This window comes from Ruegeria sp. YTSC230 (assembly GCF_059609665.1).
This window is the reverse complement of sequence record NZ_JBXWMC010000008.1, coordinates 145,336-170,949: the sequence shown is the minus strand read 5'-3', so window position 1 is coordinate 170,949 and position 25,614 is coordinate 145,336. Positions and strand designations below refer to the sequence as shown.

Sequence of the window (25,614 nt, the reverse complement as noted above, 5' to 3'; positions counted from 1 at the left end):
ACGCCCTTCTGTTGCGTCAAAACGTGATGCAACAGCTAACGTACTGGCCCTTAACAGCACGCTAACAGGTAAAATGCGTTCTATCCTTTTGAATTCTACGGCGTGCGCAGAAAAATGATCTCGATCCTGTTGTTGCGAACCGCCATCGGGTTTTTGGCCGTCAACTCGCGGTCTGCGTGCCCCGTGACCCGATCCAGCCTTTCGGCAGCCAGACCCTTACCTTGCAACATCTGGCGCACGGCCTGAGCGCGGGTCGTCGACAAATCCCAGGCCGGGTTTTGCGCCAGAACGACCGGCGAGGCACGCACATGTCCCTCGACAGCAATGGAGTTCTGCACCAGGTCCGAAGATCGCGCCACCAGCAAGGCGAGCGCGCGCATCATGGCGGTGGGCTTGTCGGTTCCCGATTCGAACAGCGGTTGATCCTCGGTATCGAACAGCTCGACAACCAAGCCTTCGTCAGTGACGCGTGTGACGATATGTTTCCGGACCTTGTCCGAAACCAGACTTTCGCCCGTGCGCCCCAGAAGCTCGGCTTCGAGTGTCGAAAAATCCTCGACGGTCTCTTTACCACCTTCCGCGTTCACGCCGACCGAACCGCGCGCCTGCCGGGCAACCGTCGGGCTTTTCTGGCTGGCGCCCGAACCATCCATCACCATGGTCTTTTCAGAGAACATATTGTTGCCGCCAAAGGCGCCGTCACCGCCGCCTGACACCGGATTCACCGGGATTGTAGGCGAAAAGTAATCCGCCAGTCCTTTGCGTTGTTTTTCCGTCGTTGCATTCAGCAGCCACATCAACATGAAGAACGCCATCATGGCCGTGACAAAGTCGGCATATGCGACTTTCCACGCGCCACCGTGGTGACCTTCGCCACCGGACACACGTTTCTTCTTGATGATGATTGGCGCTGCATTGGATTGCGCACCCATCTCCACCACCTTTTTATCACCCGCTACCGAGGTAGCAGTGCAGGTCTTAAGGCGGGCTTAACGTTTAAAACTGTCGCGATATCGCTGCTATGCCAAAGCGGTTCCCGACCGGCGGAGGATCAGTTGCAGGCGGTCAAAACTATTCTTGATTCCGTCCGTTTCGGATCGGGCAAAAAAGGCGTCCAGCTCATCATGCACGCGCACGGCCTGATCCAACAGCGGATCGGCGCCCTCAGAATAGAGCCCAGCTTTGATCATCACCTCGGACTGTTCATAGCTGCCAACCAGTCGGCGGGCTTGCGAGATCAACTGGTTTTCTTCCTCTGTGGCCGCACCGGGCAGGCTGCGCGAGACAGAGCGGCTGAGGTCGATCGCGGGAAACCGGCCACGCTCGGCAATCTCGCGGCTCAGGACAATGTGGCCGTCCAGTACACCGCGCAGGATATCGGCTATTGGTTCATCCATGTCCGATCCTGCGACCAAAACACTAAATACGGCGGTGATGTCGCCCTGTTCGCCGGTGCCCGGACCCGCGCGCTCGCAAAGGCCCGCAATCAATGGGGTCACTGAAGGTGGAAACCCGCGAAGCGACGGTTGCTCACCTGTAGCAACAGCAATCTCGCGATGCGCTTCGGCAAAACGGGTGACGGAATCGACCAGGAACAGGACATTCAGCCCCCGGTCTCGCAGATACTCTGCTACCGACATCGCGGACCAGGCACATCGGCGGCGCGCCAGGGCGGACTGATCAGACGTTGCGGCCACGACGACTGACCGCTTCATTCCGTCGGAACCCAGTGCATGTTCGACAAACTCGTTGACCTCGCGCCCACGCTCACCGACCAGCGCGACGACAACTGCATCCGCCTGCATCGACCGCGCCAGAGTCGCCAGCAAAGTGGACTTTCCCACGCCCGAACCGGCGAACAGTCCAATGCGCTGACCCTGAACGATGGGCAGCATAGTGTTCAGTATCGCAAGACCAGTCTCCATTCGTTGACCCAAAGGTTTGCGATCGACCGCAGGTGGAGGGGCTTGCATTATGTCCTGCTCCTGAATTCCCGACAGCAGCGGTTTTCCGTCCAATGGATTGCCAAACGGGTCGACCACCCGTCCCAACCAGTGCATTCCCGGCGCAAAGGCTGGTGTTTGGTTCAGAATCACTCTGTCACCAAGGCAGACCCCGTCCGGAGCCGTGGCGGGCAGCATGTGAATCAGATCCGATTCGACATGCAATATCTCGCCTGCCAGATCCGGCCCATTGCGTCGGCGTAAGGTCACATGACCCCCGATCCGCGCATGTGCTGCGATGCCTTCAACTTCTATAAACCCGCGCGCGACGCTGGCCACATGCCCCATATGGCGTGTGGCAGTCAGGCGGTCGATTTCACATTTCAATAGCATCGGGTCGAGATCGGACATCGTGGGTTCTCCAACGGTTTCTGAAAACGGTTTTTAAAGGAATCGGGGTTAAGCCTTGATTGAAATTGATCGAGGGAGAAGCCCCGATGTTCTATGACCTGAACGTCTTTAAGACCGCGTACGCAATGGCAACACATGCCGGGCAACGGCAATCCGTCATTGCACGAAACATGGCCAACGCGGATACGCCAGGCTACCAGCCCCGCGATATCGAGGCCTTTCAAAAAGCATTCGAAAGCTCGGGTCGTGAGGTCGCAATGACTGCCACGCGGGCGGGACATCTGAATGGTGTTGGTGGCCCAAAGCCCTGGGCTGAGATTGAAGCCACCCCTTCGGGTGACCCAAACGGCAATGGCGTTTCCGTCGAGGAAGAGATGCTAAAAGGCGTTGAAGTCAAGCGTCAGCATGACCGCGCCCTGGCGATCTACAAATCTTCAATGAACATTCTGCGCAGCAGCGTCGGCCGGGCATAAGGGGGCCGTAGGATGAGTGACTTTTCCCATTCTCTGACCGCCTCTGCCAGCGCCTTGCGCGCACAGGCCGCGCGTTTGCGCCATGTGTCCGAAAACATCTCGAACGCGGATACACCGGGTTATCGGCGCAAGACGGTCCCGTTTGAAGCCGTGAACAAAGACGGCAAAGAAATGGTGCAGGCAGGGCGGGTCAAGCTGGACCGCCGCGCGCTGTCGCGCGTCTATGACCCAAGTCATCCGATGGCCGATGACACAGGCCATTTTCGCGGCTCGAACGTCGATCTGATGATCGAGATCGCCGACGCCCGCGAGGCGCAGCGCAGTTACGAAGCCAACCTCAAGATGTTCGATCAGACACGTCAGATGTCGTCGAGCCTGATGGACCTCCTCAGAAAGTAAAGGACACCAGAATGGATATCCGAGCAATCAATGCGGCCCAGAGTTATGCAGGCGCGCGCCCGGCAACGCAGGCTGATCCAGACCAGGCCGGAATGGCGCAGGGGCTGCGGTCTGGGTTTCAGGATTTTGCGGCGACGTTGAAACAGTCCGAGCAGATGTCGCAGGCCGCAATGACCGGGCATGCGGATCCGCATGCCTTGGTTCAGGCGCTGGCGCAGACCGAACTGGCCGTGGAAACGGCTGTGATCGTGCGCAACAAGGTGGTCGAGGCCTATCAGGAAATCCTGCGGATGCCGGTCTGACGCAATGCTCAGCGAAGGTCTGTTCTATGACATCGTACGTCAGGCGCTTTGGGTCGCGGTCATCACCTCGGTTCCGATCCTGGCGGTGGCGCTGGTTTCGGGCCTGATCGTTGGTCTGTTCCAGGCGCTGACCTCGGTGCAGGAGATGACGCTGACCTTTGTGCCCAAACTGATCGCCATAGTCATCGTGTTCTGGATTTCTATGGGCTTCATGACCCAGACGCTGGTCACCTTTTTTTCAGGAACACTCATCCCTTTAATCGCAGGAGGTCGCTGATGGATACCGCCTATGTCACCCTGTCCCGGCAATCGGGTTTGATAAACGAAATGCGGCTGGTCGCGAACAACATCGCCAACGCAAATACCACGGGCTACCGCGCGCAAGGTTTGGTGTTCTCGGAATTCGTGCGCGATATGCCCGGAAATCCATCCCTGTCCATGAGCCGTGCCGAAGTGCGCAATACTTCGCTGCAGCAAGGCGTGCTGACCGAAACCGGAGGGCAGTTCGACTTTGCCATCGAAGGGGATGGGTTCTTTATGGTCGAAACCCCGGCGGGCAATCGGCTGACCCGGGCTGGTGCTTTCTCGTCCAGTGTGGACGGGGATCTGGTGACCATGGATGGGCACCGCGTTCTGGACAGCAATGGCGCGCCCGTTTTTATCCCGCCTGATGCGTCATCCATTGATGTCGGCAGCGACGGCACGCTGAGTGTCGACGGGCAATTGCTGGGCCAGATCGGGGTTTACGGCGTTGCCGATCCTAAAACGCTGATGCGTGAAGGCAGCACGCAGTTCCGAGCCGAGGGTGACATTGAACCAGTCGAAGAGCCGGTGGTCGTTCACCGTTTTCTCGAAGGATCGAATGTGAATGCCATCGCGCAGGTCTCGCGCATGGTCGAAATCCAGCGCGCCTATGAATTGGGTCAGAGCTTTCTGGAAGCCGAAGACGAACGGGTGCGCGGTGCGCTCAAGGCGCTGATGCGATGATTTGAACAAGGAGAATTTGACATGCGAGCTTTGAAAATTGCGGCAACGGGAATGACGGCGCAGCAAATGCGGGTCGAGACGATCTCGAATAACCTCGCGAACATGAACACCACGGGGTACAACGCGCGGCGGGCTGAGTTCGCCGATCTGCACTATCAGCAGATGGCGCGGGCGGGTGCGGTCAATGCCAATGACGGAACAGTGCTTCCTACTGGTATCCAATTAGGCTTGGGTGTCCGCCCGGCGGCGGTGACCGCGCAGCTGTCGCAGGGCGCCCTGTCAGCCACCGGAAGCGATCTGGATGTTGCAATCGAAGGGCGTGGTTATCTGGAGGTGACGCTGCCCAACGGACAGTCCGGCTATACCCGCGATGGCAGCCTGAATCGATCCGCTGAGGGGTTGATCGTAACCTCGGACGGGTTTGCCGTAGCACCCGAAATTACCATTCCTGACGATGCGCGGTCGATCTCGATTAACCCAGCGGGCGAGGTTTATGCCTATTTCGACGACGCGCCAGAGGGGCAACTGCTGGGAGAGTTCACCCTGGCCAGTTTTTCCAACGCCAAGGGGCTCGAGGCGATTGGCAGCAACCTGTTCAAGGAAACCGAAGCTTCGGGCGCGCCCGTGGTTGGCGCACCTGGAGAGGATGGGGTGGGCACGCTGCGGCAGGGCTATCTTGAGGACAGTTCGGTCGATGCGGTGCGCGAGGTTACCGAACTGATTGAGGCACAGCGGGGATATGAAATGAATGCCAAGGTCATATCCGCCGTCGATCAGATGATGAGCGCAACGACGCAGGTGCGGTGATGCGGGTTCTGAGTTTTGTTCTGGCCTTGGCGGCTCCGATCCCGGCAATGGCTGAAATTGTGGTGTCGAAACGCACGATCCGGGCCAAGGAAATCATTTCAGCCACTGACCTGGAAACCAAGGATCAGATGGTTCCAAACGCGGTGAGCAATGCGGACTTTCTGATCGGACAAGAGGCGCGCGTCGCCCTCTACCCCGGGCGTCCTATTCGTGAGGGCGATTTCGGTCCGCCTGCAATTGTGGATCGAAACGATCTTGTCGTTCTTGTTTTTGACCGCCGCCCCCTGTCCATCACCGCCGAGGGTCGCGCATTGGGCCGTGGCGCGGTCGGGGATCGTATCCGGGTCATGAACCTGTCGTCACGCACAACCGTCACCGGAAGTATCCGGCCGAACGGCCAGATTGAGGTAAAATGATGTCTGCACTTTCAAAAACTCTGTTGGTTGCCGTTCTCACCGTGTCGGCCTGTGGCCGCGTGGATCACCTTGGCAAACCGCCAAGCTTTACGCCCAATGATGAATCGCCGGAACATGTGGCGATGCTTTGGCCCGGCTTGCCCTTGCATACGCAGCCGGCGCGTAACGTTGACAAGTCCTCGCTTTGGAGCGGTGGCCAGCAGTCCCTGCTGGGAGATCAGCGCGCGATCAAGAAAGGGGACATCATGACGGTCGTGATCGAGCTGGACGAAAAGGCCGAGATATCGAATGACACCAACCGATCCCGTAGCGGTTCGGAAAGTCTTGAGGTGCCCGGACTGTTTGGCTTGCCGCAACGCGCGGCCGAGCACCTGCCAAATGGCGCATCCCTGGACGAAGCCGTGTCGATCGATTCCTCGTCGACCAGCAAAGGCAAGGGATCAGTGAAGCGAAAAGAAAAGCTGACATTGCGGGTGGCCGCGACCGTGATTGATGTTTTGCCAAACGGGGTGCTTTCGATCTCGGGCTCGCAGGAATTGCGCGTCAACTTTGAACTGCGTGAACTTTTGGTCGCGGGCTATGTGCGCCCTCAGGATATCTCGCGCCAGAATGAGATTACCTATGACAAGATCGCGTCGGCGCGTGTGTCCTACGGTGGTCGCGGTCAGATCACTGACGTTCAGCAGCCCCGTTACGGGCAGCAAATCCTGGATTCAATTTTGCCATTCTGAGGAGAGAGTGATGAAAAAACTGATCCCGGTCGTCCTTCTTTTCGCGGGCTTGGGTGGCGGCATCGCGGCAGGCGTGTTTCTGGCCCCTTCGGACAAAAAGGCAGACGTTGCCAAAGATATGAACGTCGAGTCAAAACAAGACAAGACTAGGAAGAAAGACCCGAATACCACGACAAAAAAGTCCGGCAAAGCGGACAAAAAGGAAGGTTCGGGTTCTTATGAGTATCTGAAGCTGACCAAGCAATTCGTGGTTCCGATCGTGGAATCTGATCGGATTGCAGCACTCGTCACCATGTCGCTAAGCCTTGAGGTCACACCTGGAATGGCCGAGCCGTTCTATGCCTCGGAACCCAAGCTGCGTGACCGCTTTTTACAGGTGCTGTTCGACCACGCCAATACCGGTGGCTTTGACGGGAACTTCACCCGCTCGGATAATTTGGGCGTCTTACGCGGGGCGCTGCTGGATGAGGCGCGCAAGGATTTGGGGGACGATGTTTCAAAGGTTTTGATCATGAGTGTGAACCGTCAGGATACGTGACGGGTCGGTGGGCCTTGGTTGGATCACGGGCAGGCCCTTACTGGTGTTTTTTGCATAAGTTGGAAACCGCCTGCTTGCGCCCGAATGCGACGCGCAAATTCGCAAGGGCTGTCAGCTTTTGTGCTCGTAACCGCGCAAGTTGCATGTTGAGCTGCCTGCGTGTCGCCGATTCCCACCCGTTCCAGAGAACATCTGTGCCGGTAACACGGTAACCTTCTGCAGATGCTGTCTCTTGCAGGGTTTGTTGGACTTGGGCGTCAAGTCGGGCCAATTGTTGTTGTACCCGTGCCTCGGCCTCCAGCACCGGGCGCAGGGATTGGTATTCTCGCTGAAACGAGGCTTCGGTCATTTTGGCCAGATCCTGCAGCTGTGTGCGTTTCATCAGATTTGCCCCTTCACCCGTTTGCGCATCGCCTCGGCAAACCGGATTGCAGCGGCGACGGGGCGGTAATGTTCTTCCGAGATCTGCTGCCCGATCTCGACCGTGGCATGCAGAGCACGCGCCGTCGGCGGATCCGGGTGGATTGGGACGCCGGCATGCCCGGCGGCCTCGCGAATGGCGGCTGCGACGGAATCCACGCCCTTTGCCACGCAGACCGGTGCCGATCCGGCGGTCCGGGACCATTTCAGCGCGACGGCAAAATGGGTTGGGTTGACGATTACAACATCGGCTTTTGGCACTTCGGCCATCATCTGATTGGTTGCGATGTCCTGGGCGCGCTGGCGGCGCTGTTGTTTTACATGCGGGTCGCCTTCGGCATCTTTGGTCTCATCCTGCATTTCCTTGCGCGACATCCGGTTCTTGCGCATATGTTCGGCGTATTGCCAGATAAAATCGATCACCCCGATGGCCAGAGCCACCGCAATGACGATGAACATGAACCGAAATAGCAGATTCATCATAAACATCACTGAAGACTGGGCTTGGGTCGCGCTTGCGGACAGAATCTCGCTGAGGTTGGCTCGCAGGAAAAGCGCCAAGCATGTGCAGTAAATCACCAATTTTGCAAAGCTCTTGGCAAATTCGAACAAGCCGCTGCGTCCGAACTTGTTCTTCGCATTGGACGGTATCGAAATGCGCGACAGCTTGGGTTTCAGCTTGGTGGGCGCAAAAACAAGCGCACGTTGCGAAATCAGGCTGAGCAGGACGGCGGCAGCAGGCAGGCCAAATAGGACCGAAACAGACCAAGCAGCCGCCTGAAGCATCCCCCCCACGGGGCTGGAAGCCGAACCTGTTGTCAGCAGTTGGCCAAAATCATCAGCCTGATCAATCAACACGACGAACAATGTGCCCATACGGTCCACAGCGAATTGCCCCGCAGCAAATATGACAATCAGCAAACCGACATAGGCCGCCACGACGTTCAGATCGTTGGACTTGGCGATTTCCCCTTTTTCGCGCGCCTTCTGCAGCTTTTGCGGTGTCGCCTCAAAGGACTTGTCACTGTCGTCGTCCTGACCGCTCATCTTGCAACCTCAAGCGGGTTCACAATGAAGGCGAACAGGGCATCGGACCAAACAGACAGGATCAACGGGGTGCCCGCAAACAGCAGAAACAAACCCGCGAAGGTGATCGCGGGGGCGCCGACAAAGGCTACCATCAACTGTGGCATCGCCCGGTTTATGACCCCAAGCGCAAGGTTATAGATCAGCGACGCGATGACAAAGGGCATGGCCAGGCTGAACGCCAGACCAAAACTGCGCGCGATATGTTGCACGCCCCACTGCGACAGGTCCGGTGCCAGTGGAACAACGCCCATTGGAAACAGCGTGTAACTGTGGATCAAGAACTGCGCAACGCGGATGTGCAGGCCCAGCAGAACCGCCAATGTCAGACCTGCGATTGTCAACAGATATCCCATTGCAGGAACAGGATCGGCAGCGGCCCCGCCCAGAATCTGTGACAGCGATGTCGATTGCGCCGCGATGGACCCCGCAGTTTGCAAGGCCAGCACGTACAAACGCAAACCAATGCCCATTGCCAATCCGACAAGTGTTTCGGTGCCAATTATCCGCACCAAAGGCAACACACCTTGCCCGTGGTCGGGCACAGGAACAGCGGGCGTAACGATCAGTGTAAATGCCGCGGCGATCCCCAGCTTGACGCGGGTTGGAATGCTGCGTTCCCCGAAGGCGGGTAATAGCGATACCAGCGCCGACACGCGCAGGAAGACGGCAAAGAGGTGCCACAGACCATCTGCCAGTTCCGGTAGCAATGCGGGCGGCACGGCGATCATGCGGGTACTGTTCCGACCAATGCGGGTCTGGCCTCGAGCCCGATTTCCTCAAAGGACAGGACCGGATTCGACACCCCCCGCGCCTGCATGATCGTGCGCAGCAATCGACGTCGGCGGGTGGAAGTCACGACCGCCGGGAACACCCCGTGATCAGCGGATTGCGAGACGGTTTCGACGACACCATCTGCCAGTTTGTTGAACAGGTTCGGCGGCAGGGCGACATCCAATCCAGCGTTGGGCGCGTCGATCTGGTACGAGGCAAACGTGTCTTCCCATTCAGGCGCAAGCTGGATCAGCGGAATGGAACCGTCTCCCCGCTTCATGTCGGCAACCAACTGGAAACCCAATCTCTGCCGGACCAGTTCGCAAATCCCTTCGGGTTGGGTCGTCGTCAGGCGCGCCTCAGCCACAGTTTCAAGGATCAGGGCCATGTTACGGATCGAGACTTTTTCCTCCAGCAGCAGTCGCAATACAGAATGTAACGTGTCGATTGGCACCTTGTCCGGGATCAGCTCGTCCAGCAGCTTGCGGTTCGCTTCGGCCCGAACCGGATCGCTAAGCCGTGTCATCTCGGACAGCAGGCGGCGCAGGGATTTCAAAGTCAGCAGCCGCGCGAAGTTCTGTTTGATGATCTCAAGCAGATGGGTCGCCAAAATCTCGGGGGGAGAAACGATGGTCGCGCCGCTCAGCGCCGCGGCTTCCTGATCCTTTGGTAGTATCCAGCGCGCCGGGGCGCCGTAAACAGGTTCGGTCACGTCATTGCCTTCGGGCAGCTTGTCATGGCCGTCTTGCACCAGCGCCAATACCAGATCGGGGTTGAGAACACCGCGTGCCTGCTCGACCCCCTGTACCTTGATCACATAGATTCCCAATGGCAGTTCCGCCCGGTCCGTCAGGCGGATGTCAGGCAGGATCAGTCCAAAGCCTGAGGCGACATATGTGCGCATATTTGCAATTCGTGCGTCTAGCCCGGTGCCGGGGTTGAGAACCATGCTGACAAGATCAGGGGCGAACTCCAGGTGAACGTCGTCCAGATCCAGGATGTCCCCGATGGCTTGGGAAACCGGGGTGTCATCCTCGGATGAAGGTGCCTGTTCCGCGTCTGTTTCGGCCTTTTGTTTGCGGTGAACCGAGTATGCCGCATACCCCAGAACGCCCGCGCCGAGGATGAAGGGCAGAAAGGGCAGACCCGGCACCAGCGCAAACAAGACCATCAGCATGGCCACTGTGCCCAATGCGGCCGGATGCCGACCCAGTTGCGAAAAAATCGCGCTGTCGGTTGCACCCTGAGTACCACCCCGCGCCAGCAATAGCGCCGACGCGATCGAGATGATCACAGCGGGAATTTGCGAAACCAGCCCGTCGCCGACTGTCAGGATGGCATAGGTCTCAAACGCGGCAGAGATGGGCATTCCCTGCACGATCACGCCCATAATCAGGCCCATCACAAGGTTCAGAAGCGTGATCAACAGCCCCGCAACCGCGTCCCCCTTGACGAATTTCGAGGCCCCGTCGAGCGAACCGAAGAACGTGGTTTCCTGTTGTTCACGCTCGCGGCGCTCTTTGGCTTGCTGATGGTCAATAGCCCCGGCGGACATGTCGCTGTCTATGGCCAGCTGTTTGCCGGGCATTCCGTCCAGAGCAAATCGCGCGCCGACCTCGGCCATGCGGGCCGCACCCTTGGTGATGACCATGAAGTTCACGATCAGCAGAACACCAAAAACAACCAGGCCCAGAAAGATGCTGCCGCCCATAACAAAGTTCGCAAACCCTTCAATCACGTCTCCGGCAGCACTGGGGCCGGTATGGCCCTGACCGATGATCAGCTTGGTCGAGGACACGTTCAGCGACAGCCGCAGCATCAGCGAGGTAAGCAGGATCGTTGGAAAGGACGAGAAATCCAGCGGGCGTTCGATGAACAACGTCAGTGTGAAGATCAGAATCGCCAATGCAAATGAAGCGGACAAGCCAACATCCAGTACCCATGCGGGCATCGGCAGGATCATCATTACGATGACAGTCATCAACGCCAGCGCCAGCAGCACGGTCGGAGAGAAAAGCGAACGGGCGTCGATCTTGGGCACACAGAGCTCCTAGTTGAATTGGATGAAAGCGGTCGCGGCGCCGGCCACAGGCGCCAGCGATCCCATAGCGCCAGTGTTGGTAGGTTCTGCTCGAAGTGGAATTAATGGATCGGCAGCTCCGGTAAACGGATCGCGCGTCGCAAATGCGTTTGGAGCTTGCTGATCCAGCTGAGCCAAAACGGTTTGAAAACGCGCCACATAGGCGTTTGCCAAAGCGGGTGTGCGCGAATGATAGGCCCCGGCGGCAGCGTTCCACGAGCCCAGCTCGGTATACAGATCTTTCAGAAATCGCGCGGCATATGTGGCGTTTTCATCTAGATCGAACATGGCGTCGATCGAGCGGAACGCTTTGCCGTGCCAGCGGTAGTTGATCTGGAAACACCCGATATCAAAGCTGCGTTTGCCTGCTTTGAAGATTTCGAACACATATGATTTTGCCTCGAACTCTGAGGTGAACCAAATGCCCTTTCCTTCAACATTGATTGTCCAGGGCCAGGGTTGCAGCGCGCCGTCAGCTGTGCGGCCTGTCTCAACCCGGGCGATTGCACGCATGACATCCATTGGCACACCTTCGGACTGGGCGGCGCGCTGGGCGGCGCGGTCGCAGGTGCGGGCCGTTTGGGTGTTGGGCATGGCAAAACCCTGCGGCGCAGCCAACAGCGTCACCAAGGTCAGTCCTAAGATCGTTCGATATGGCATTCTGCCGGTCCGGGATTCTGATCAGTCCGGGCCAAGCTAGCTGTGTCAGGGTTTACAGAGGGTTATCGACTACTCAGTTTCGGTCGATCCTGCGGCCGAACACGACGCTGGTGTTGGTTCGCAAAACCCCGGGGATCTTTGCCAATTCGTCGACCAGTATGTCCAGATCCTCGATCCTGGGGGCTTCGGCGGACAGCAGCAGGTCGAATTCCCCATTGATCGACAGGCAAAGTTTGACTTCGGGATAAGTTTCCAGTCGCTTGATAATACGTTTGGTCTCTTTTTGCTGAACCTCAAGCAAGACAACGACCTGAACGCGCGGGGCGTCTTCCGGGGCGCTCAGAACCACCGAATACCCGGCAATCACGCCGCGTTCTTCCATCCGTTGGATGCGTTCGTGCACGGTGGTCCGAGCCACACCCAGTTTCGCCGCGATCTTAGTCGTAGATTCGCGGGCGTTGTGTTGCAGAGCCGAGATGATGCGACGGTCAAGCTGATCCATAGGGCCAAGGTGTAGTGCAAATACCTTGGGATGCTCAAGGTTTGTCAGCGTGTTCGTCCGACGTGATTTTCTGCTTGGCGCGCGGCCAGATCAGAAGCGCAACACCAAGCCCCAAAAGGGCCGTCATAGTCATCCAGATCAATGTCTGTTCGGTCCCTTTGGTGGTCATCAGCCACCCGGCCAACGGGTACAACACCAGCCAGCAGGCATGGGACAGCGTGAACTGCGCGGCGAAAACTGCTGGTCGGTCTTCCGGGCAGGCCGTGCGTGTCAGCAGGCGGCCGGACGGTGTCAGAGTGGCTGAATAGCCAAAGCCAGCACCCGCCCATAACACCGCGAGCCCCCACAAAGTCATCTGGGTCGAGGCGAACAACCCCGCTGCAATGGCCATCGTTAGCGTCCCGAATGCTGCACCAGACAGCATAACGCTGCGATCCTCGTAGTTGTTCAGAAGAGACGGCAGGACAAAGGCGGCCAGCATCGACCCACCTCCGTATCCGGCCAATGCAACGGCCACAGCACTTTCCGACAGTTCAAGATCGGCGCGCACGATTACGACAGTGTTGACGATGACCATCGCGCTGATTGACGCGGCCGTCCACGTCAGCGCCAGCAAACCGCGCAACCGTGTCGTACCAAGGTATAGGCGGATGCCACGGGTCGTCCGGTCGTAAATCCCCCTCCGTTTCGTCGGTTTGGGCGAAGGCAGGGCGACCGACACGACAAGGATTGCCGAGGCAATGAACCCAAAGCTTGTGCCCCAGAACAGGTTGTCGAAGCTCATGATCAACAACAGCGCTGCAGCCAGAGCGGGACTGAGCAGGCTTTCGAGGTCATAGGCCAGCCGGGACAGCGACAGGGCTTTGGTATAGTCCTGCTCAACTGTCAGAACATCCGGGATCGTTGCCTGAAAGGCCGGGGTGAAACCGGCAGAGGCCGATTGCAGCAGGAAGATCAACACATAGATCTGCCAGATCTCGGTTACGAACGGCAGACAAAGCGCGACGGCGGCACGCACCAGATCTAGCACCACCAACATTTTGCGTCGGTCCAGCCGTTCCGCAAACGCAGCGGCGAGCGGGGCGACAACCACGTAGGCCACCATCTTGATGGTCAGGGCGGTTCCCAGAACCATACCCGCCGCGTCACCGGCCAGATCAAAGGCGAGCAACCCCAAGGCAACCGTCGCCAGCCCGGTTCCCATCAACGCAACTACCTGAGCCGCCAGTAAATGCCGATAGACGCGGTTCTTCAGGATGCTCAGCATCGGTCAGAGGTACTTTGTGATGGTTTTGAAGCCTTCCACGTCCGGGTCTTTGGTTGCGGTCGTTGGTGATAGGCAGTGATCAATATGATCGTGGATCAAAGCCCGTTTGGCGTTGGTAATGGCCTTTTCAACCGCAAAAAGTTGCTGTGCGATGTCGGTGCAGGGCTCTTGATCTTCGAGCATGGATATTACCCGGGCCAGATGCCCGTGTGCCCGTTTCAGACGCGCATGGATCTGCGGGTGCGACTCGTGTTTGTGTTGTGTCATGCAATAACCCTATCCTCCCCATGGGGATATGGTCAACGTAACCTGCGGGTCCCTGCCGCACTGTCATGGATAGCGTTGAGTTTAGAGACCAAACCTCCTATCTCGGGGGCGATACCGGACAAAGGACAAGCCCCGTGGCAAACCATCTTTACAAAAACGACCTGCCGGACGGGTTGGATATGGGCCCTATTGTGGCCATTGACTGCGAGACTATGGGGCTAAACCCGCATCGGGACCGGCTGTGCGTGATCCAGATGTCGGGCGGCGACGGAGACAGCCATATTGTTCAGGTCGAAATAGGCCAGACCGAGGCCCCGAACCTGTGTGCGATGCTGGAAAACCCTGACGTGCTAAAGCTTTTCCACTTTGGCCGTTTCGACATTGCTGCGATGTACCACGCATTTGGCGCATTGGCCGCTCCGGTCTATTGTACCAAAATCGCCAGTCGGCTGGTGCGCACCTATACGGATCGACACGGGCTGAAGAACCTGTGTCAGGAGTTGATCGGCGTCGATATCTCGAAACAGCAGCAGATGAGCGACTGGGGGGCTGAGACATTGACAAATGCGCAGCTGGATTATGCGGCTTCGGACGTACTGTACCTGCATCAACTGCGCGAGGCGTTGGACGGGCGCTTGGCCCGCGAAGGCCGCACCGAAATGGCGCAGGCCTGTTTTGACTTCCTGCCGATGCGTGCGAAACTGGACCTCGCCGGTTGGCCCGAAACGGATATTTTTGCGCACTCATGACCGATACCGAAGCATTCCTGAGAACCGCACGTCAGGTCATCACCGACGAGGCCCGCGCGCTGGACGTGCTTGCCGAAAGCCTGAATGAAGATTTTGCCGAAGCCGTGCAGATGATCCTGCAGGCTCCGGGCCGCATCATCATCAGCGGTATCGGCAAATCTGGTCATATTGGCCACAAGATTGCCGCCACGCTGGCCAGCACTGGCACGCCCGCCTATTTCGTGCACCCGGCCGAGGCCAGCCATGGCGATCTGGGCATGGTGTCAAAAGGCGATGTGGTTCTGGCGATTTCCAATTCGGGCGAAGCGCCGGAGCTGGTCAATCTGCTGGCCTTTACCCGCCGCTTTGGCATTCCCTTGATTGGTTTGTCCAGCAAACCGGAAAGCACGCTGATGAAGCAGGCGGATGTGCATTTGTTGATCCCGTCGCTGGGCGAGGCTTGCGGTTTTGGCATGGTGCCCTCGATCTCGACCACTTTGACGTTGGCGATGGGCGACGCCTTGGCCATTGCGTTGATGAAGTACCGTGATTTCAAGCCCGAGGACTTCCGCGCCTTCCACCCTGGCGGCAAGCTGGGGGCGCAGCTTTCAACCGTGCGGGATTTGATGCACGCCGATCTGCCAGTTGTTTCTGAGGGCACCCCCATGAGCGAGGCGCTGCTGGTCATGAGCCAGAAAAGCTTTGGTGTTGTCGGCGTGACGGATGAGACGGGCCGCCTGATTGGCATCGTGACTGACGGCGACTTGCGCCGGAACATGGACGGCCTTCTGGACAAGACCACCAAAGAGGTCATGACCACCAATCCGCTGACCATTTCCCCGAACGCAATGGCGGAAGAGGCGGTGGCGATCATGAACGACCGCAAGATCACTTCGCTGTTCGTGGTCGACCCCGAGACACAAGGCCCAGCCGAGGGGCTGTTGCATATCCACGACTGCCTGCGCGTCGGATTGGGCTAAGCGGAGGGTAGTGCGGTGGACGGACACTCACGCAGGGTACAGTTCTTCAAGGTGGTGCTGCCGTTGGTGGCTATCGCTATGCTGTCGACTGTGTTCCTGCTGTCGCGCAGCATCGAAACCAATGTGTCCGTGCCCTTCAACCAGCAGGATATCGATGAACGTTTGGCGGATCAGGTGGTGACGCAGCCCAACTACCAAGGAACGACCCGCAAAGGCGAAGTCGTTCAGATCGAGGCAAGCCGGGCAACGCAGGGTACTGAGGGCGAAGCGCCAACAGCGGCCGAATTTCGGGGCCGCTTTGGCCTGCTGAATGGCGGCGTAATCACTTTGGATTCCAACTCTGGCATGATCCGTCCGGACAAGAATACGGCTACCTTTGTCGGGGATGTGGTTATAACAACAACGGACGGCATCGTCGTCACAACGGATCTGTTGAACACCGCGCTGGACGAAATTCAGGGCGACACGCCCGGTCAGGTCGACGGAACCGGTATTATTGGTGATTTTACTGCGGGCAGAATGACATTTGGGACTGAAAAAAAAGATGGACCGGTCCATATTATTTTTACAGATGGCGTGAAGTTGGTGTATGAGCCTCAAAAAGCAGAAAGATAACCTGTGTTCTATTTTCGATTAGCCCTTGTAAGCGCTGCTCTGGTAACTGGTGCGATCTCTGCGACAGCGCAGGAAACTCAGGTTGCTTTCGGTTCGGCTAATGCCGACCCAAGCCTGCCGGTCGAGGTGACCTCAGAAAAGCTGAACGTAAATCAGGAAGACGGCTCGGCCGAGTTTCTGGGAAACGTGATCGTCATTCAGGGCGAAATGCGTCTGACGGCGGAACGCGTGCTTGTCATCTATAACGAAGACCGTTCAGGCATCGAGCGGATGGAAGCGACCGAGGATGTGATTCTGGTCAGCCCTCCGGATGCAGCCGAAGGCGACTGGGCGGAATACACCATCGATTCAGGTGAGATCGTCATGAAGGGCAACGTTCTGCTGTTGCAGGGGCCAAGCACGATCAGCGGCGACCAGATGAACGCCAACCTGACCACTGGCAAAGCGACGATGACCGGCAACGTGAAGACCATCCTGCAGCAGGGGGCCAACTGATGGCTCAGCCAAACCTGACGGTAGCCGAAGGCACCTCTGGCCTGAAAATCGAAAAGCTTCGCAAGTCTTACCGAAAAAAGACAGTGATCCGCGACGTTTCCATGACCTTGGGCCGATCCGAGGTGGTTGCACTTTTGGGCCCGAACGGGTCAGGCAAGACCACCACATTCTATTCGGTCGCAGGCCTTGTGTTTCCTGAGGCGGGCACTGTTACGATTGACGGTCAGGTTGTCACAACGCTGCCTATGTATCGCCGCGCACGTCTTGGGATCGGATATCTGCCGCAAGAGATGTCGATTTTCCGTGGCATGAGTGTCGAGGACAACATCGCCGCCGTTCTGGATATCACCGTCAACCACGCCCACCGCCGAAAAGAGCGGCTGGAAGAGCTGTTGTCCGACTTCTCGATCGAACACCTGCGCCGCGCACCCGCGCTGGCCCTGTCAGGCGGTGAACGCCGCAGGGTCGAGATCGCGCGCTGTTTGGCAGCAGATCCGAAATATCTGTTGTTGGATGAACCCTTTGCGGGGGTCGACCCGATCAGCGTCGGGGATATCCGCCACCTGGTTGCGGACCTGAAAAAGCGTGGAATCGGCGTGTTGATCACCGATCACAACGTGCGCGAAACTCTAGAGATCGTGGATCGTGCCTACATCCTGCATGACGGTCAGGTCCTGATGTCCGGCACACCTGATGAAGTGGTCGAAAATGAAAACGTGCGCCGGGTTTACCTGGGCGAAAACTTCCGTATTTCATGAGCTTGCGCAGATTTTCGCCGGGCGCATAGCGGAAATCACGTATATACACGCCTGTTTTGATTGACTCTCCCGCCGTCTCTTGCCTCAATTGGACTATGGCATTTCTTCGGTTCCCGACTGGATCACGACGCCCCTTCCTTGAAGGGGGGCCGGTGCGGTTACCGCAGGATTTGCCGATGTCCCCCACCCGATAAAAACAAGCGCGTCGCATTACGTGACGTCAGAAATGGGTGTGAATAGTGAAGGAGATCACATGCGTTACCAAATCAGCGGAAAACAGATCGACATCGGTGCGGCCCTGCAGACTCATGTGCAGACCGAACTGGGCGAGGTCGTGGGCAAATATGCCCAACGTCCGACAGATGCCAACGTCGTCTTTTCCCGTTCAGCGCATGAATATGTATGCGAAACCACAGTGCATCTTTCCACTGGTCTGACCGCTCAGGCCAAGGCACACGCAACCGAGATTTACGCGGCGTTTGAGGGATGCTGCGACAAGATGGAAACGCAACTGCGCCGTTATAAGCGCCGACTGAAAGACCACCACAAGGATCGGTCCGAACCTGTTGAACTCTTCGGAGCGTCGTCTTATATCCTCGCCTCTGACGAATCGGAGACGGCTGACGAGCCCGATACTCTGCAGCCCATGATCGTGGCTGAGATGGAAACCAAGATCCCATCGCTGAGTGTTGGAGAGGCGGTCATGCAGATGGAACTTGCCGGTGCGCCGGTGCTTGTGTTCCGAAACGAAAACAAGGACGGATTGAATGTCGTGTACCGTCGCGAAGACGGTAACATCGGCTGGATTGATCCGTAACAGGCAAGACTAGCAAGGCACGCCCCCGCAATTGCAGGGGCCCCGCCATGGAGCGTGATGATGGAGCTTTCGAGCATATTAAAGCCCGAAGCAGTACGTGTGTTGTCCGCCGCTTCTAGTAAGAAGCGGTTGTTTCAGGAAATTGGCGATGTTGCCGCCGGAACTTTGCATCTGGATGCGCAGACTGTCGTCGATTGCTTGCTGGAGCGCGAAAGCCTTGGACCGACCGGGGTTGGACATGGCGTCGCGTTGCCGCACGCTCGGCTGACAGATCTGGACTCTGTCTCGGGCGTATTTGTTATGCTCGAAAAACCGATTGATTTTGGATCGGTCGACCGGCAGCCGGTGGACATCGCATTTGCACTGTTTGCGCCGGAAGAGGCGGGTGTCGATCACCTTAAGGCGCTTGCGCTGGTGTCCCGTACACTGCGCGACACGTCAGTTTGCACAAAGCTGCGGGCCAACCCTGATCCGGTCAAGCTCTACGCAATTCTGACCGAAGCGCAGTCCATGCAGGCCGCCTGACCTTGCAGAAATAAAAAAGCCCCCGAAAGCTGGGGGCTTTTTTTCTTTGAGGCGGCTTTTGCTTACCCGCCTGCTCCCATTTCCAGCGTCCACCAGATTTTCCCGCCACCTTCCTGATGCCACGAAAAGCCCATTTGTGAGGCTTTCGGGTCCATGATCACGGCTCGGGGGCCAGGTTCCTGCATCCAGGCGGCCAAAGTTTCGGTTTCGGTCTCATAGGTTTCCGAGATCGCCTCACCCAGGAAAGTCCCGTAATAACCGACGCGTTGCGCGCGATCTATGGGCGACGATCCGTCCGAACCGAAGTGCCATGGGCGGTTCTGGCGCGCCATATCCTTGGAGTGGGTCGCGGCCGCAGCATTCAGCTGTGAGTTCAGCTGCACCGCCTGCAAACCCTGAGCCTGGCGCAAGGCATTTACCGAATCCAGCATACGGAACTGGAGCTTTTCGGGGTTGCCGCGAATCTTGTAGACCGATGGCAGTGGACGGCCATCTGATCCGTAAGTTGGGGTGCCGCTTGGGGTACATGCAGCCAGCGCAACAAAGCAAAGAAACAGTAATGTGATAATACGCGTCATGATCGACCTGATTATTGTGTCGACATACGGCATAGCGCGCCATGCAGCCTTGGGCAAACCTGCAATGGCTGATTCTTGCATGTTTCTGCCGGTTTGATTTGCGATTGACGCATTCTGGCAATAAAATACGTGAAAATTTCAGGTCATCTTTCGCAAAGGACCGTTCACTATGGTCAAGAAACCCATTCTCTCATCAAGCCGCCGAGGATTTCTAGCCGGTGCTTCGGCCCTGCTGGCATCGCCGGCGATTGCCCAGTACATTCCAGGTGACCCACTGCGCCCCGCACCCGAGGCCGAGCCAGACGTGCGTCGCAATGTCTCGGGGTTCCGCGCCTTGGATTGGCAGCCTTATTTCTCGAATACGAGAAATGGGGCCATTCTGGTCGATACGGTGTCCCGAGCGCTGCATTATTGGTCAGATGATCAATCTGTATACAAACTCTACCCCTCATCCGTTCCGCTGACGGAAGAATTGACCCGCCGGGGCCGCACTAGCGTCATCCGCAAAGTTGAAGGTCCCAGTTGGTCGCCGACACCTTCTATGAAGAAACGAAATCCCGAATGGCCGGACCATATTCCACCGGGCCCTGACAACCCATTGGGAACACATGCTTTATACCTGAGTTGGAAATACTACCGGATTCACGGAACGCATGACACGCGCAAAATTGGTCGCCGGTCGTCGAACGGATGCATCGGCTTGTTCAACGAAGATATCGCTGAGCTGTTCTCGATGGCGAAGGTCGGCACGCAAGTGTTGCTTATTTGACGACATTTTCGCGCACGAACCCGCTTGTGGCTCAAGTTGCAATTGCATTCCAGTCATATAGCTGATTAGAAAAAAACCACGAGGTAAGTCTTAGGTGTGCGGATCCGATTGATGGAGCCGTGCAAACTCTGGAGGTTAATATGAAAAAACTCGTTCTCGCCGCTGCATTGACTGCTGCTGCTTCGACCGCTTATGCCGGTAACCTGGAAGAGCCGGTTGTTGAAGCACCGGTTGTTGTAGAGGAAACTCAGGGTTCGTCGCAGGGTATCATCCTGCCGCTGATCCTGCTGGTCGTAGTTGCCGCAGCTGTTGCAGCAAGCTAATTTGACGAGCTAAATCTAGAGAAAAGGCGGTGGAGCGATCCACCGCCTTTTTTCATTTCTTGATGATGGGAAACGGTCAGTCGAGCCAGCCCTTCAGATTGTCTTCGATTACCTTGCCCAGTGCGCCAATGTGCGAATCATCGTCATTGAGGCAGGGGATATAGGTAAAGGTCTGACCGCCGGCCTCTTCAAAGCTTTTCTTGATCTCTTCGTTGATCTCTTCCAGCGTTTCGATGCAATCGGCGGAAAACGCGGGCGCTATCACGGCAATGTTCTTTTTTCCCTGCCGCGCCAGATCAGCTACATGATCCACGGTATAGGGTTTCAGCCATTCCTCGGGACCGAATCGCGATTGGAAGGTTGAGACCAGCTGATCGTCCGACCAGCCCAGCCGTTCCTTCAGCAATCGGCTCGTTTTCGCGCATTGGCAATGATAGGGGTCGCCCTGCTGCAAATAGCGCTCTGGCATGCCGTGATAAGAACAAACCAGGATATCCGGTTTGGTCTCCAGCGCGGCATAGGCTTTTTCCACTGACCCGGCCAAAGCGTCGATATAAGCTGGCTCGTCGAAATAGGCGGGAACAGTGCGCGCGGCAGGTTGCCAGGCTTCGTCCATCAACGCGCGGAAGAACTGATCATTGGCTGTTGCTGTCGTCGCGCCTGCATATTGCGGGTAGAGCGGAAAGAACAGAATGCGATCACAGCCCGCGGCCACCATTTCACGTACTTTGGATTTGGTTGAGGGGTTGCCGTAGCGCATGCAGAAATCCACCATCACCCGATCGCCGTACCGTTCTTGCATCGCATCGCGCATCTTGGCGGTCTGTTCCTTGGTGATCGTCATCAGCGGGCTTTCGCCCTTGTCGTGATTCCAGATCGACTTGTAGGCCTCACCCGAACTGAACGGGCGCTTGGACAGGATGATGCCTTGCAGAATCGGCTGCCACTTCCACTTGGGATAGTCGATTACGCGCTGGTCCGACAAAAACTCATTCAGATACCTGCGCATCGGCCAATAGCTGTAGTCATCCGGCGTACCGAGATTGGCCAGCAGAATGCCGACGCGACCCATTTTGACCTTTGGGTGGTCTGCAGCGGCATGATCGGGGCGAGTGGCGTCAAACATCTGATGCTTCCTGATATTTCTCTGTACTGGCCTGAGATAACCGGAAATGCCCGGTCGTCAATTGGACAGTTTACCTTCTTTTGTGCCCAGCGCATCCGCAAGCCGGGCTTTGGCTGATCCGGGGCGCAATGGTTTCTGTTGGGTGTCATCGGGCGACCAGCCGGTCAGGCAGATCAATTCATAGGTGGCGGCCAACCTTCCCCCGGGCGTTGAGAAGTTGTCGGCATAGACCTGCTGCGCGCGCGTAAAAACCTGTCGCTTGGTGGGTTGTTTCATGCGCCCGGACAGGCTGTTGGTCTCACCCATGGCGCGCAGGTCATGCATCAGGTGCTGCATGTCGCGGTATTCCGCCGTCAGGCGCGCGGTGTCGGCGACCGGCAGCGCAAACCCCGCCCGTTGCAGCAACCCGCCAAGATCGCGCAGCTCGGCCATCGGGACGATACGGGGGCTGAGGCCTCCTGTCACTTCGATTTCGGCCTGTCCCAATGCGGCTCGCAATTCGTGCAAGGTTTCTCCGCCCAGACACACGACCAACAGCAACCCGTCGGGGCGCAGAGCACGGCGACATTGGATCAGTTGCCCAACAGGATCATTGGCCCAATGCAGCGCCATGGCGTGGATGACCAAATCATGCGCACCGGGGGTCAGATCCAGAACCTCATCATCCGCAACGATCCGCGTCCGGGGCAGCACGTCCTGCCAGATATGGGCAAATGGCGTCACGATCGCCGGGGCCGTAAAGGTTTTGTTAACCATGGAGAGCCGATCCTGCACTTCGTCCACAGCGGCACGATGCAGGAACAGGGCCTCATCCTTCGCGCGGGCGCGGTGCCGGGTAAGGACCTGGCGATCAAACAAAGAGGGTGTATTGGACTCAGGCAGTTTCATAGGGCGCAATTATCGCATGTGGCACCGGATTCAAACCGCTGTCGCGCTGATCTATCCGCCGCGCTGTCTGGGATGCGGGGACCTGACCGAATCGGATTTCGGGCTGTGTGGGCCCTGCTGGCGCGAGACGCCCTTTATCGGTGGAGTTGTTTGCGAAAGCTGCGGGGTGCCGTTACCGGGGGGTTCAGACGGTCACCGGATTGAGTGCGACGATTGCTTGGCTGCGCCGCGCCCCTGGCAAGATGGGCGTTCGGCCCTTTTGTACGATGGCAAAGCGCGGTCGCTGGTGCTGGCCTTGAAACATGGTGACAGGCCCGAACTGGCGCGCCCTGCCGCACGCTGGCTGGCGCGGGCCGGGCAAGAGATGTTCCGCGAGGGGATGCTGCTTGCGCCGGTGCCTTTACACTGGTCCCGGTTGTTGAAACGCCGGTACAACCAGTCCGCCCTACTGGCGCAGCACCTTGGGAAAGAGGCAGGGCTTGAGGTGTGCCCGGACCTTTTGCTTCGCCACCGAAAGACGCCTGTTCTGGATGGCAAAACAGCGGCAGAGCGGGCTGGAATCCTTAAAAGCTCGATCATCGCCCATCCAAAGCGGCAAGACCTCTTGCGAGGCCGCGATATCCTGCTGGTGGATGATGTGATGACGTCCGGCGCAACACTGGCGGCTTGCGCGCGTGTCTGCCTTGCATCCGGAGCAAATCATATTTCCGTGTTGACCCTAGCGCGCGTTGCCAAGGATGCCTAATTCGCCCAAGATTATGCGAAACGCGAAGGTACGGAATATGAAACCGGTAGAAATCTACACCTCGCCGCTCTGCGGCTTTTGTCACGCGGCCAAACGCTTGCTGAAACAGAAAGGCGTCGAATTCAAGGAAGTCGACGTGCTTATGCACCCCAAGCGCAAGCCCGAGATGATCCAGCGCGCCGGTGGCAAACGAACCGTGCCACAGATCTTTATCGGTGCGCAGCACGTGGGCGGCTGTGACGAACTGTATGAGTTGGAGCGTCAGGGCAAGCTGGATCGCCTGCTCGCAGCCTGATGAAGACCGCGCTGCTGCAGATCACCTCGTCGGACGATCCGGCCGAAAATCTGGACATGGTGCGGAGGATGATGGCCGAGGCTGCGGCACAAGGCGCGCGGTTCATCCTGACGCCTGAGGTGACGAACTGCGTGTCCACCAGCACCACGCGGCAGCGCGAAGTCTTGCAGCACGAAGAAGATGACCAATCGTTGGCCGGCCTGCGGGATAAGGCCGCTGCGCTGGGTGTCTGGCTGCTGATCGGGTCTTTGGCGATCAAAACCCATGATGCAGACGGTCGGTTTGCCAACCGGTCCTTCATGATCGACCCGCAGGGGCAGATCGTGGCGCGGTACGACAAGATACACATGTTCGACGTGCAGGTCACCGAAACCGAGACCTTCCGCGAATCCAAAAATTACCGCCCCGGCGACAAGGCGGTGATTGCCGACACCGATTTTGGCAAGGTTGGCATGACCGTTTGCTATGACGTCCGGTTTCCGGCGCTCTATGCGGCGTTGGCGCAGGCAGGTGCGCGTATCCTGACGGTTCCGGCCGCGTTTTCGCCGGTCACAGGCGCGGCCCATTGGGGATCGTTGCTGCGCGCCCGGGCGATTGAGACCGGCTGTTGGGTTCTGGCCCCCGCACAAACTGGCGAACACCCCAAGGCCCGCGGCAAGACGCGCTATACTTATGGCCACAGCATGGTAATTGCCCCTTGGGGAGAGGTTGTCATCGACGCAGGGACCGATCCGGGCATTCACATTTTCGATTTGCGTGATAGTTCTGTGTCTGAGGCGCGCCGTCGGGTGCCCTCGTTGACTCACGTCCGTCGCTTTGATGGACCCTGATCCAGAACCGGACCATGACTGACGAACACAATGCCCTTGCGGTCACGCTGTTCAGCGAAATCCTGACCGCTGATCAACTGTTGCGCAACCGGCTGAGCCGGGTGCTGCCCAAAGGCATGGAAATCTCGCATTTCTCGGTGCTGAATCATCTGGTCTTTGTCGGGGACGAGCGCAGCCCGGCGCAACTGGCCAGCACCTTCCACGTCACGCGTGGGGCGATGACCAACACATTGGCCAAGCTGGAATGGGCCGGATACATCCACATCCGCCCCGACTGGGACGACGCCCGCCGCAAGATGATCGCCATCAGCCCCGCCGGTCGCCGCGCGCGCGATCAGGCGATTTCCTCCATCGCGCCGCTGATCAACCGCGTGGTCGGAGAGCTGGGGCTTGAACGCGTGCGTAGCACGCTGCCCGTGCTGCGGGATTTGCGGTTGCAGTTGGAGGGGGAGTAGGGGCTACTTCTTGAGCTGATCGCTGGTCAGCTGATCTACGCAGAAAATTGAAAATTCTGGCTAACGACCAGCGAGCAGGAAGTTAAGTGATGCCTTGGATATTGGATGTTAAATCCGGGAATATTCGTTTGGATTTAGACGGGGGATACCCCAACGGTCACAATCCCATCGATTCTCACGGTGTATCGGGTTTTGTCACCGATATACCGCCGGAATTGGTCCCATTCCGGCTCGATATTATCAAAGCTCCTGAGCCTTTGCCAGAATTCGCCAGCTATCTGTACAACGACATTTATGTGGGTGAGACCGCGCGTCGGTTAATCGAGGAACTGGAGCCATCCGTGCATCAATTCTACGAGACAATTGTCACTAGAAGCGGCAATCCGGTGGCCGACAGGTCCTACTTTCGATTTCAAATCGGGAAGGAAAACGTTTTTGATGGTGCGCTTGTCGTGGAGGAATCGGATGTATCTTTGCGTATCAAAAAGCGCAAACTTGACGATGGGAGTGTAGTAGAACGCAAAGTTTTTTACCTAAGGTTCGACCACCTCGCATGACGTGGCGTAAGAGCGTTGTACAAGGTCGCCATCTTTGGACTGAAAAGCGTCTTCGTAACTTTTTGAT

The 25,614-nt window shown here is 57.7% G+C and carries 36 protein-coding genes; 23 read left to right on the top strand and 13 right to left on the bottom strand.

Annotated features, from left to right (window positions below; all coding sequences use genetic code 11):
• Nucleotides 1–95: 95 nt before the first annotated feature.
• Entirely contained in the window at nt 96–932 is an 837-nt protein-coding gene (locus AC2FD9_RS16965; protein WP_496699637.1) for a flagellar motor protein MotB, read from the bottom strand.
• 87 nt (nt 933–1,019) lie between these two features.
• Nucleotides 1,020–2,354, bottom strand: coding sequence for a FliI/YscN family ATPase (locus tag AC2FD9_RS16960; RefSeq protein WP_496837993.1), 1,335 nt, complete (start codon nt 2,352–2,354; stop codon nt 1,020–1,022).
• 86 nt (nt 2,355–2,440) lie between these two features.
• Between AC2FD9_RS16960 and AC2FD9_RS16955 the strand changes: the two genes are divergently transcribed.
• From AC2FD9_RS16955 to AC2FD9_RS16915, 9 genes are read left to right on the top strand one after another with little or no spacing between them, the layout of a single operon-like run.
• Entirely contained in the window at nt 2,441–2,827 is a 387-nt protein-coding gene (locus AC2FD9_RS16955; RefSeq protein ID WP_282120922.1) for a FlgB family protein, read from the top strand.
• Between the two features lie 12 nt (nt 2,828–2,839).
• The gene (gene flgC / locus AC2FD9_RS16950; RefSeq protein ID WP_282120921.1) at nt 2,840–3,226 is read left to right on the top strand and encodes a flagellar basal body rod protein FlgC; all 387 of its coding nucleotides are present in this window, start codon (nt 2,840–2,842) and stop codon (nt 3,224–3,226) included.
• Nucleotides 3,227–3,237: 11 nt separating this feature from the next.
• Nucleotides 3,238–3,528, top strand: coding sequence for a flagellar hook-basal body complex protein FliE (gene fliE / locus AC2FD9_RS16945; protein ID WP_472722390.1), 291 nt, complete (start codon nt 3,238–3,240; stop codon nt 3,526–3,528).
• A gap of 4 nt (nt 3,529–3,532) precedes the next feature.
• Nucleotides 3,533–3,805 carry a flagellar biosynthetic protein FliQ gene (locus AC2FD9_RS16940; RefSeq protein WP_282170851.1) on the top strand — a complete coding sequence of 91 codons (273 nt, stop codon included), beginning with the start codon at nt 3,533–3,535 and terminating at the stop codon, nt 3,803–3,805.
• Nucleotides 3,805–4,515, top strand: a complete 711-nt coding sequence (locus AC2FD9_RS16935) for a flagellar hook-basal body complex protein (RefSeq protein WP_496837990.1) — start codon at nt 3,805–3,807, stop codon at nt 4,513–4,515. The genes AC2FD9_RS16940 and AC2FD9_RS16935 overlap by 1 nt, the downstream gene beginning before the upstream one ends.
• A 21-nt stretch (nt 4,516–4,536) precedes the next feature.
• Nucleotides 4,537–5,322, top strand: coding sequence for a flagellar basal-body rod protein FlgG (gene flgG, locus AC2FD9_RS16930; RefSeq protein WP_496837988.1), 786 nt, complete (start codon nt 4,537–4,539; stop codon nt 5,320–5,322).
• Nucleotides 5,322–5,738: a flagellar basal body P-ring formation chaperone FlgA gene (gene flgA / locus AC2FD9_RS16925; protein WP_282170848.1), complete on the top strand. Its 417-nt coding sequence runs from the start codon at nt 5,322–5,324 to the stop codon at nt 5,736–5,738. The genes flgG and flgA overlap by 1 nt, the downstream gene beginning before the upstream one ends.
• Complete coding sequence (gene flgH, locus AC2FD9_RS16920; protein WP_282170847.1) at nt 5,738–6,469, top strand: flagellar basal body L-ring protein FlgH; 732 nt, start codon at nt 5,738–5,740, stop codon at nt 6,467–6,469. Before flgA ends, flgH begins: the two co-directional genes overlap by 1 nt.
• Before the next feature lie 10 nt (nt 6,470–6,479).
• Nucleotides 6,480–7,007 (top strand): flagellar basal body-associated protein FliL, encoded by a 528-nt coding sequence (locus AC2FD9_RS16915; RefSeq protein WP_496837986.1) that lies wholly within the window; start codon nt 6,480–6,482, stop codon nt 7,005–7,007.
• A gap of 37 nt (nt 7,008–7,044) precedes the next feature.
• Here the strand turns inward: AC2FD9_RS16915 and AC2FD9_RS16910 are convergent, their stop codons facing one another.
• The 8 genes from AC2FD9_RS16910 to AC2FD9_RS16875 all read right to left on the bottom strand — a co-directional run bounded on the left by AC2FD9_RS16910 (nt 7,045) and on the right by AC2FD9_RS16875 (nt 14,063).
• Complete coding sequence (locus tag AC2FD9_RS16910; protein WP_496837985.1) at nt 7,045–7,389, bottom strand: hypothetical protein; 345 nt, start codon at nt 7,387–7,389, stop codon at nt 7,045–7,047.
• Complete coding sequence (gene flhB / locus AC2FD9_RS16905; protein ID WP_496837983.1) at nt 7,389–8,474, bottom strand: flagellar type III secretion system protein FlhB; 1,086 nt, start codon at nt 8,472–8,474, stop codon at nt 7,389–7,391. The genes AC2FD9_RS16910 and flhB overlap by 1 nt, the downstream gene beginning before the upstream one ends.
• Nucleotides 8,471–9,244: a flagellar biosynthetic protein FliR gene (locus AC2FD9_RS16900; protein WP_496837982.1), complete on the bottom strand. Its 774-nt coding sequence runs from the start codon at nt 9,242–9,244 to the stop codon at nt 8,471–8,473. The genes flhB and AC2FD9_RS16900 overlap by 4 nt, the downstream gene beginning before the upstream one ends.
• Nucleotides 9,241–11,328 (bottom strand): flagellar biosynthesis protein FlhA, encoded by a 2,088-nt coding sequence (gene flhA, locus AC2FD9_RS16895; RefSeq protein ID WP_496837981.1) that lies wholly within the window; start codon nt 11,326–11,328, stop codon nt 9,241–9,243. The genes AC2FD9_RS16900 and flhA overlap by 4 nt, the downstream gene beginning before the upstream one ends.
• A gap of 9 nt (nt 11,329–11,337) precedes the next feature.
• A complete protein-coding gene (locus tag AC2FD9_RS16890; protein ID WP_496837979.1) occupies nt 11,338–12,027 on the bottom strand; it encodes a transglycosylase SLT domain-containing protein in 690 nt (229 codons plus the stop codon).
• A 73-nt stretch (nt 12,028–12,100) separates the two neighbouring features.
• Nucleotides 12,101–12,529 (bottom strand): Lrp/AsnC family transcriptional regulator, encoded by a 429-nt coding sequence (locus tag AC2FD9_RS16885; RefSeq protein WP_496837977.1) that lies wholly within the window; start codon nt 12,527–12,529, stop codon nt 12,101–12,103.
• Between the two features lie 34 nt (nt 12,530–12,563).
• A complete protein-coding gene (locus AC2FD9_RS16880; RefSeq protein WP_496837975.1) occupies nt 12,564–13,796 on the bottom strand; it encodes an MFS transporter in 1,233 nt (410 codons plus the stop codon).
• Between the two features lie 3 nt (nt 13,797–13,799).
• Nucleotides 13,800–14,063 carry a metal-sensing transcriptional repressor gene (locus tag AC2FD9_RS16875; protein ID WP_496837973.1) on the bottom strand — a complete coding sequence of 88 codons (264 nt, stop codon included), beginning with the start codon at nt 14,061–14,063 and terminating at the stop codon, nt 13,800–13,802.
• Between the two features lie 134 nt (nt 14,064–14,197).
• Here AC2FD9_RS16875 and AC2FD9_RS16870 point away from each other — a divergent pair, with 134 nt between their 5' ends.
• From AC2FD9_RS16870 to AC2FD9_RS16840, 7 genes are all read left to right on the top strand, one after another.
• A complete protein-coding gene (locus AC2FD9_RS16870; protein WP_496837971.1) occupies nt 14,198–14,812 on the top strand; it encodes a ribonuclease D in 615 nt (204 codons plus the stop codon).
• A complete protein-coding gene (locus AC2FD9_RS16865) occupies nt 14,809–15,771 on the top strand; it encodes a KpsF/GutQ family sugar-phosphate isomerase (protein ID WP_496736888.1) in 963 nt (320 codons plus the stop codon). Before AC2FD9_RS16870 ends, AC2FD9_RS16865 begins: the two co-directional genes overlap by 4 nt.
• A gap of 15 nt (nt 15,772–15,786) precedes the next feature.
• Nucleotides 15,787–16,386, top strand: coding sequence for an LPS export ABC transporter periplasmic protein LptC (gene lptC, locus AC2FD9_RS16860; RefSeq protein WP_496736886.1), 600 nt, complete (start codon nt 15,787–15,789; stop codon nt 16,384–16,386).
• Between the two features lie 3 nt (nt 16,387–16,389).
• Nucleotides 16,390–16,881, top strand: coding sequence for an LptA/OstA family protein (locus AC2FD9_RS16855; RefSeq protein WP_058272997.1), 492 nt, complete (start codon nt 16,390–16,392; stop codon nt 16,879–16,881).
• Nucleotides 16,881–17,639 (top strand): LPS export ABC transporter ATP-binding protein, encoded by a 759-nt coding sequence (gene lptB / locus AC2FD9_RS16850; RefSeq protein WP_058276524.1) that lies wholly within the window; start codon nt 16,881–16,883, stop codon nt 17,637–17,639. The genes AC2FD9_RS16855 and lptB overlap by 1 nt, the downstream gene beginning before the upstream one ends.
• Nucleotides 17,640–17,892: 253 nt before the next feature.
• Complete coding sequence (hpf, locus tag AC2FD9_RS16845; RefSeq protein ID WP_058273067.1) at nt 17,893–18,456, top strand: ribosome hibernation-promoting factor, HPF/YfiA family; 564 nt, start codon at nt 17,893–17,895, stop codon at nt 18,454–18,456.
• Nucleotides 18,457–18,516: 60 nt separating this feature from the next.
• On the top strand, nt 18,517–18,981 hold the full coding sequence (locus tag AC2FD9_RS16840; protein ID WP_058273066.1) for a PTS sugar transporter subunit IIA: 465 nt from the start codon (nt 18,517–18,519) through the stop codon (nt 18,979–18,981).
• A gap of 62 nt (nt 18,982–19,043) precedes the next feature.
• On the opposite strand, the gene dalA is transcribed toward AC2FD9_RS16840, so the two are convergent.
• Nucleotides 19,044–19,559 carry a divisome-associated lipoprotein DalA gene (gene dalA / locus AC2FD9_RS16835; RefSeq protein ID WP_496726756.1) on the bottom strand — a complete coding sequence of 172 codons (516 nt, stop codon included), beginning with the start codon at nt 19,557–19,559 and terminating at the stop codon, nt 19,044–19,046.
• Nucleotides 19,560–19,728: 169 nt separating this feature from the next.
• On the opposite strand from dalA, the gene AC2FD9_RS16830 reads away from it, so the two are divergent.
• Together AC2FD9_RS16830 and AC2FD9_RS16825 are read left to right on the top strand one after the other, a co-directional pair.
• Nucleotides 19,729–20,328, top strand: coding sequence for a L,D-transpeptidase (locus tag AC2FD9_RS16830; RefSeq protein WP_108861642.1), 600 nt, complete (start codon nt 19,729–19,731; stop codon nt 20,326–20,328).
• Between the two features lie 140 nt (nt 20,329–20,468).
• Entirely contained in the window at nt 20,469–20,651 is a 183-nt protein-coding gene (locus tag AC2FD9_RS16825) for a hypothetical protein (protein ID WP_010442520.1), read from the top strand.
• A 76-nt stretch (nt 20,652–20,727) separates the two neighbouring features.
• Here AC2FD9_RS16825 and hemH read toward each other — a convergent pair whose 3' ends face one another.
• Nucleotides 20,728–21,777 carry a ferrochelatase gene (gene hemH / locus AC2FD9_RS16820; RefSeq protein ID WP_496837968.1) on the bottom strand — a complete coding sequence of 350 codons (1,050 nt, stop codon included), beginning with the start codon at nt 21,775–21,777 and terminating at the stop codon, nt 20,728–20,730.
• Between the two features lie 57 nt (nt 21,778–21,834).
• A complete protein-coding gene (locus tag AC2FD9_RS16815; RefSeq protein WP_496837967.1) occupies nt 21,835–22,665 on the bottom strand; it encodes a methyltransferase domain-containing protein in 831 nt (276 codons plus the stop codon).
• Nucleotides 22,666–22,681: 16 nt separating this feature from the next.
• Between AC2FD9_RS16815 and AC2FD9_RS16810 the strand changes: the two genes are divergently transcribed.
• The 5 genes from AC2FD9_RS16810 (at nt 22,682) to AC2FD9_RS16790 (ending at nt 25,547) form a co-directional block, all read left to right on the top strand.
• Entirely contained in the window at nt 22,682–23,410 is a 729-nt protein-coding gene (locus tag AC2FD9_RS16810; RefSeq protein WP_282120973.1) for a ComF family protein, read from the top strand.
• 37 nt (nt 23,411–23,447) lie between these two features.
• Complete coding sequence (grxC, locus tag AC2FD9_RS16805; protein WP_108861637.1) at nt 23,448–23,705, top strand: glutaredoxin 3; 258 nt, start codon at nt 23,448–23,450, stop codon at nt 23,703–23,705.
• Nucleotides 23,705–24,535, top strand: a complete 831-nt coding sequence (locus tag AC2FD9_RS16800) for a carbon-nitrogen hydrolase family protein (RefSeq protein ID WP_472722374.1) — start codon at nt 23,705–23,707, stop codon at nt 24,533–24,535. The genes grxC and AC2FD9_RS16800 overlap by 1 nt, the downstream gene beginning before the upstream one ends.
• Before the next feature lie 14 nt (nt 24,536–24,549).
• Nucleotides 24,550–24,990, top strand: a complete 441-nt coding sequence (locus AC2FD9_RS16795) for a MarR family winged helix-turn-helix transcriptional regulator (protein WP_496837965.1) — start codon at nt 24,550–24,552, stop codon at nt 24,988–24,990.
• Nucleotides 24,991–25,079: 89 nt separating this feature from the next.
• Nucleotides 25,080–25,547, top strand: a complete 468-nt coding sequence (locus tag AC2FD9_RS16790) for a hypothetical protein (protein ID WP_496837964.1) — start codon at nt 25,080–25,082, stop codon at nt 25,545–25,547.
• Nucleotides 25,548–25,614: the final 67 nt, after the last annotated feature.

Excerpts from the sequence above, each read along its gene's own strand:
- grxC (WP_108861637.1), top strand. The coding sequence starts at position 23,448 with ATGAAACCGGTAGAAATCTACACCTCGCCGCTCTGCGGCTTTTGTCAC.
- hpf (WP_058273067.1), top strand. The coding sequence starts at position 17,893 with ATGCGTTACCAAATCAGCGGAAAACAGATCGACATCGGTGCGGCCCTG.
- AC2FD9_RS16880 (WP_496837975.1), bottom strand. The coding sequence starts at position 13,796 with ATGCTGAGCATCCTGAAGAACCGCGTCTATCGGCATTTACTGGCGGCT.
- AC2FD9_RS16795 (WP_496837965.1), top strand. The coding sequence starts at position 24,550 with ATGACTGACGAACACAATGCCCTTGCGGTCACGCTGTTCAGCGAAATC.
- AC2FD9_RS16915 (WP_496837986.1), top strand. The coding sequence starts at position 6,480 with ATGAAAAAACTGATCCCGGTCGTCCTTCTTTTCGCGGGCTTGGGTGGC.
- flgA (WP_282170848.1), top strand. The coding sequence starts at position 5,322 with ATGCGGGTTCTGAGTTTTGTTCTGGCCTTGGCGGCTCCGATCCCGGCA.
- AC2FD9_RS16890 (WP_496837979.1), bottom strand. The coding sequence starts at position 12,027 with ATGCCATATCGAACGATCTTAGGACTGACCTTGGTGACGCTGTTGGCT.
- flgG (WP_496837988.1), top strand. The coding sequence starts at position 4,537 with ATGCGAGCTTTGAAAATTGCGGCAACGGGAATGACGGCGCAGCAAATG.
- AC2FD9_RS16940 (WP_282170851.1), top strand. The coding sequence starts at position 3,533 with ATGCTCAGCGAAGGTCTGTTCTATGACATCGTACGTCAGGCGCTTTGG.
- AC2FD9_RS16815 (WP_496837967.1), bottom strand. The coding sequence starts at position 22,665 with ATGAAACTGCCTGAGTCCAATACACCCTCTTTGTTTGATCGCCAGGTC.
- fliE (WP_472722390.1), top strand. The coding sequence starts at position 3,238 with ATGGATATCCGAGCAATCAATGCGGCCCAGAGTTATGCAGGCGCGCGC.
- AC2FD9_RS16885 (WP_496837977.1), bottom strand. The coding sequence starts at position 12,529 with ATGGATCAGCTTGACCGTCGCATCATCTCGGCTCTGCAACACAACGCC.
- AC2FD9_RS16875 (WP_496837973.1), bottom strand. The coding sequence starts at position 14,063 with ATGACACAACACAAACACGAGTCGCACCCGCAGATCCATGCGCGTCTG.
- AC2FD9_RS16790 (WP_496837964.1), top strand. The coding sequence starts at position 25,080 with ATGCCTTGGATATTGGATGTTAAATCCGGGAATATTCGTTTGGATTTA.
- AC2FD9_RS16910 (WP_496837985.1), bottom strand. The coding sequence starts at position 7,389 with ATGAAACGCACACAGCTGCAGGATCTGGCCAAAATGACCGAAGCCTCG.
- AC2FD9_RS16960 (WP_496837993.1), bottom strand. The coding sequence starts at position 2,354 with ATGTCCGATCTCGACCCGATGCTATTGAAATGTGAAATCGACCGCCTG.
- AC2FD9_RS16840 (WP_058273066.1), top strand. The coding sequence starts at position 18,517 with ATGGAGCTTTCGAGCATATTAAAGCCCGAAGCAGTACGTGTGTTGTCC.
- AC2FD9_RS16900 (WP_496837982.1), bottom strand. The coding sequence starts at position 9,244 with ATGATCGCCGTGCCGCCCGCATTGCTACCGGAACTGGCAGATGGTCTG.
- AC2FD9_RS16955 (WP_282120922.1), top strand. The coding sequence starts at position 2,441 with ATGTTCTATGACCTGAACGTCTTTAAGACCGCGTACGCAATGGCAACA.
- flgC (WP_282120921.1), top strand. The coding sequence starts at position 2,840 with ATGAGTGACTTTTCCCATTCTCTGACCGCCTCTGCCAGCGCCTTGCGC.
- AC2FD9_RS16865 (WP_496736888.1), top strand. The coding sequence starts at position 14,809 with ATGACCGATACCGAAGCATTCCTGAGAACCGCACGTCAGGTCATCACC.
- AC2FD9_RS16810 (WP_282120973.1), top strand. The coding sequence starts at position 22,682 with ATGTGGCACCGGATTCAAACCGCTGTCGCGCTGATCTATCCGCCGCGC.
- AC2FD9_RS16825 (WP_010442520.1), top strand. The coding sequence starts at position 20,469 with ATGAAAAAACTCGTTCTCGCCGCTGCATTGACTGCTGCTGCTTCGACC.
- AC2FD9_RS16830 (WP_108861642.1), top strand. The coding sequence starts at position 19,729 with ATGGTCAAGAAACCCATTCTCTCATCAAGCCGCCGAGGATTTCTAGCC.
- flhB (WP_496837983.1), bottom strand. The coding sequence starts at position 8,474 with ATGAGCGGTCAGGACGACGACAGTGACAAGTCCTTTGAGGCGACACCG.
- flgH (WP_282170847.1), top strand. The coding sequence starts at position 5,738 with ATGTCTGCACTTTCAAAAACTCTGTTGGTTGCCGTTCTCACCGTGTCG.
- dalA (WP_496726756.1), bottom strand. The coding sequence starts at position 19,559 with ATGACGCGTATTATCACATTACTGTTTCTTTGCTTTGTTGCGCTGGCT.
- lptB (WP_058276524.1), top strand. The coding sequence starts at position 16,881 with ATGGCTCAGCCAAACCTGACGGTAGCCGAAGGCACCTCTGGCCTGAAA.
- AC2FD9_RS16935 (WP_496837990.1), top strand. The coding sequence starts at position 3,805 with ATGGATACCGCCTATGTCACCCTGTCCCGGCAATCGGGTTTGATAAAC.
- hemH (WP_496837968.1), bottom strand. The coding sequence starts at position 21,777 with ATGTTTGACGCCACTCGCCCCGATCATGCCGCTGCAGACCACCCAAAG.
- AC2FD9_RS16800 (WP_472722374.1), top strand. The coding sequence starts at position 23,705 with ATGAAGACCGCGCTGCTGCAGATCACCTCGTCGGACGATCCGGCCGAA.
- AC2FD9_RS16965 (WP_496699637.1), bottom strand. The coding sequence starts at position 932 with ATGGGTGCGCAATCCAATGCAGCGCCAATCATCATCAAGAAGAAACGT.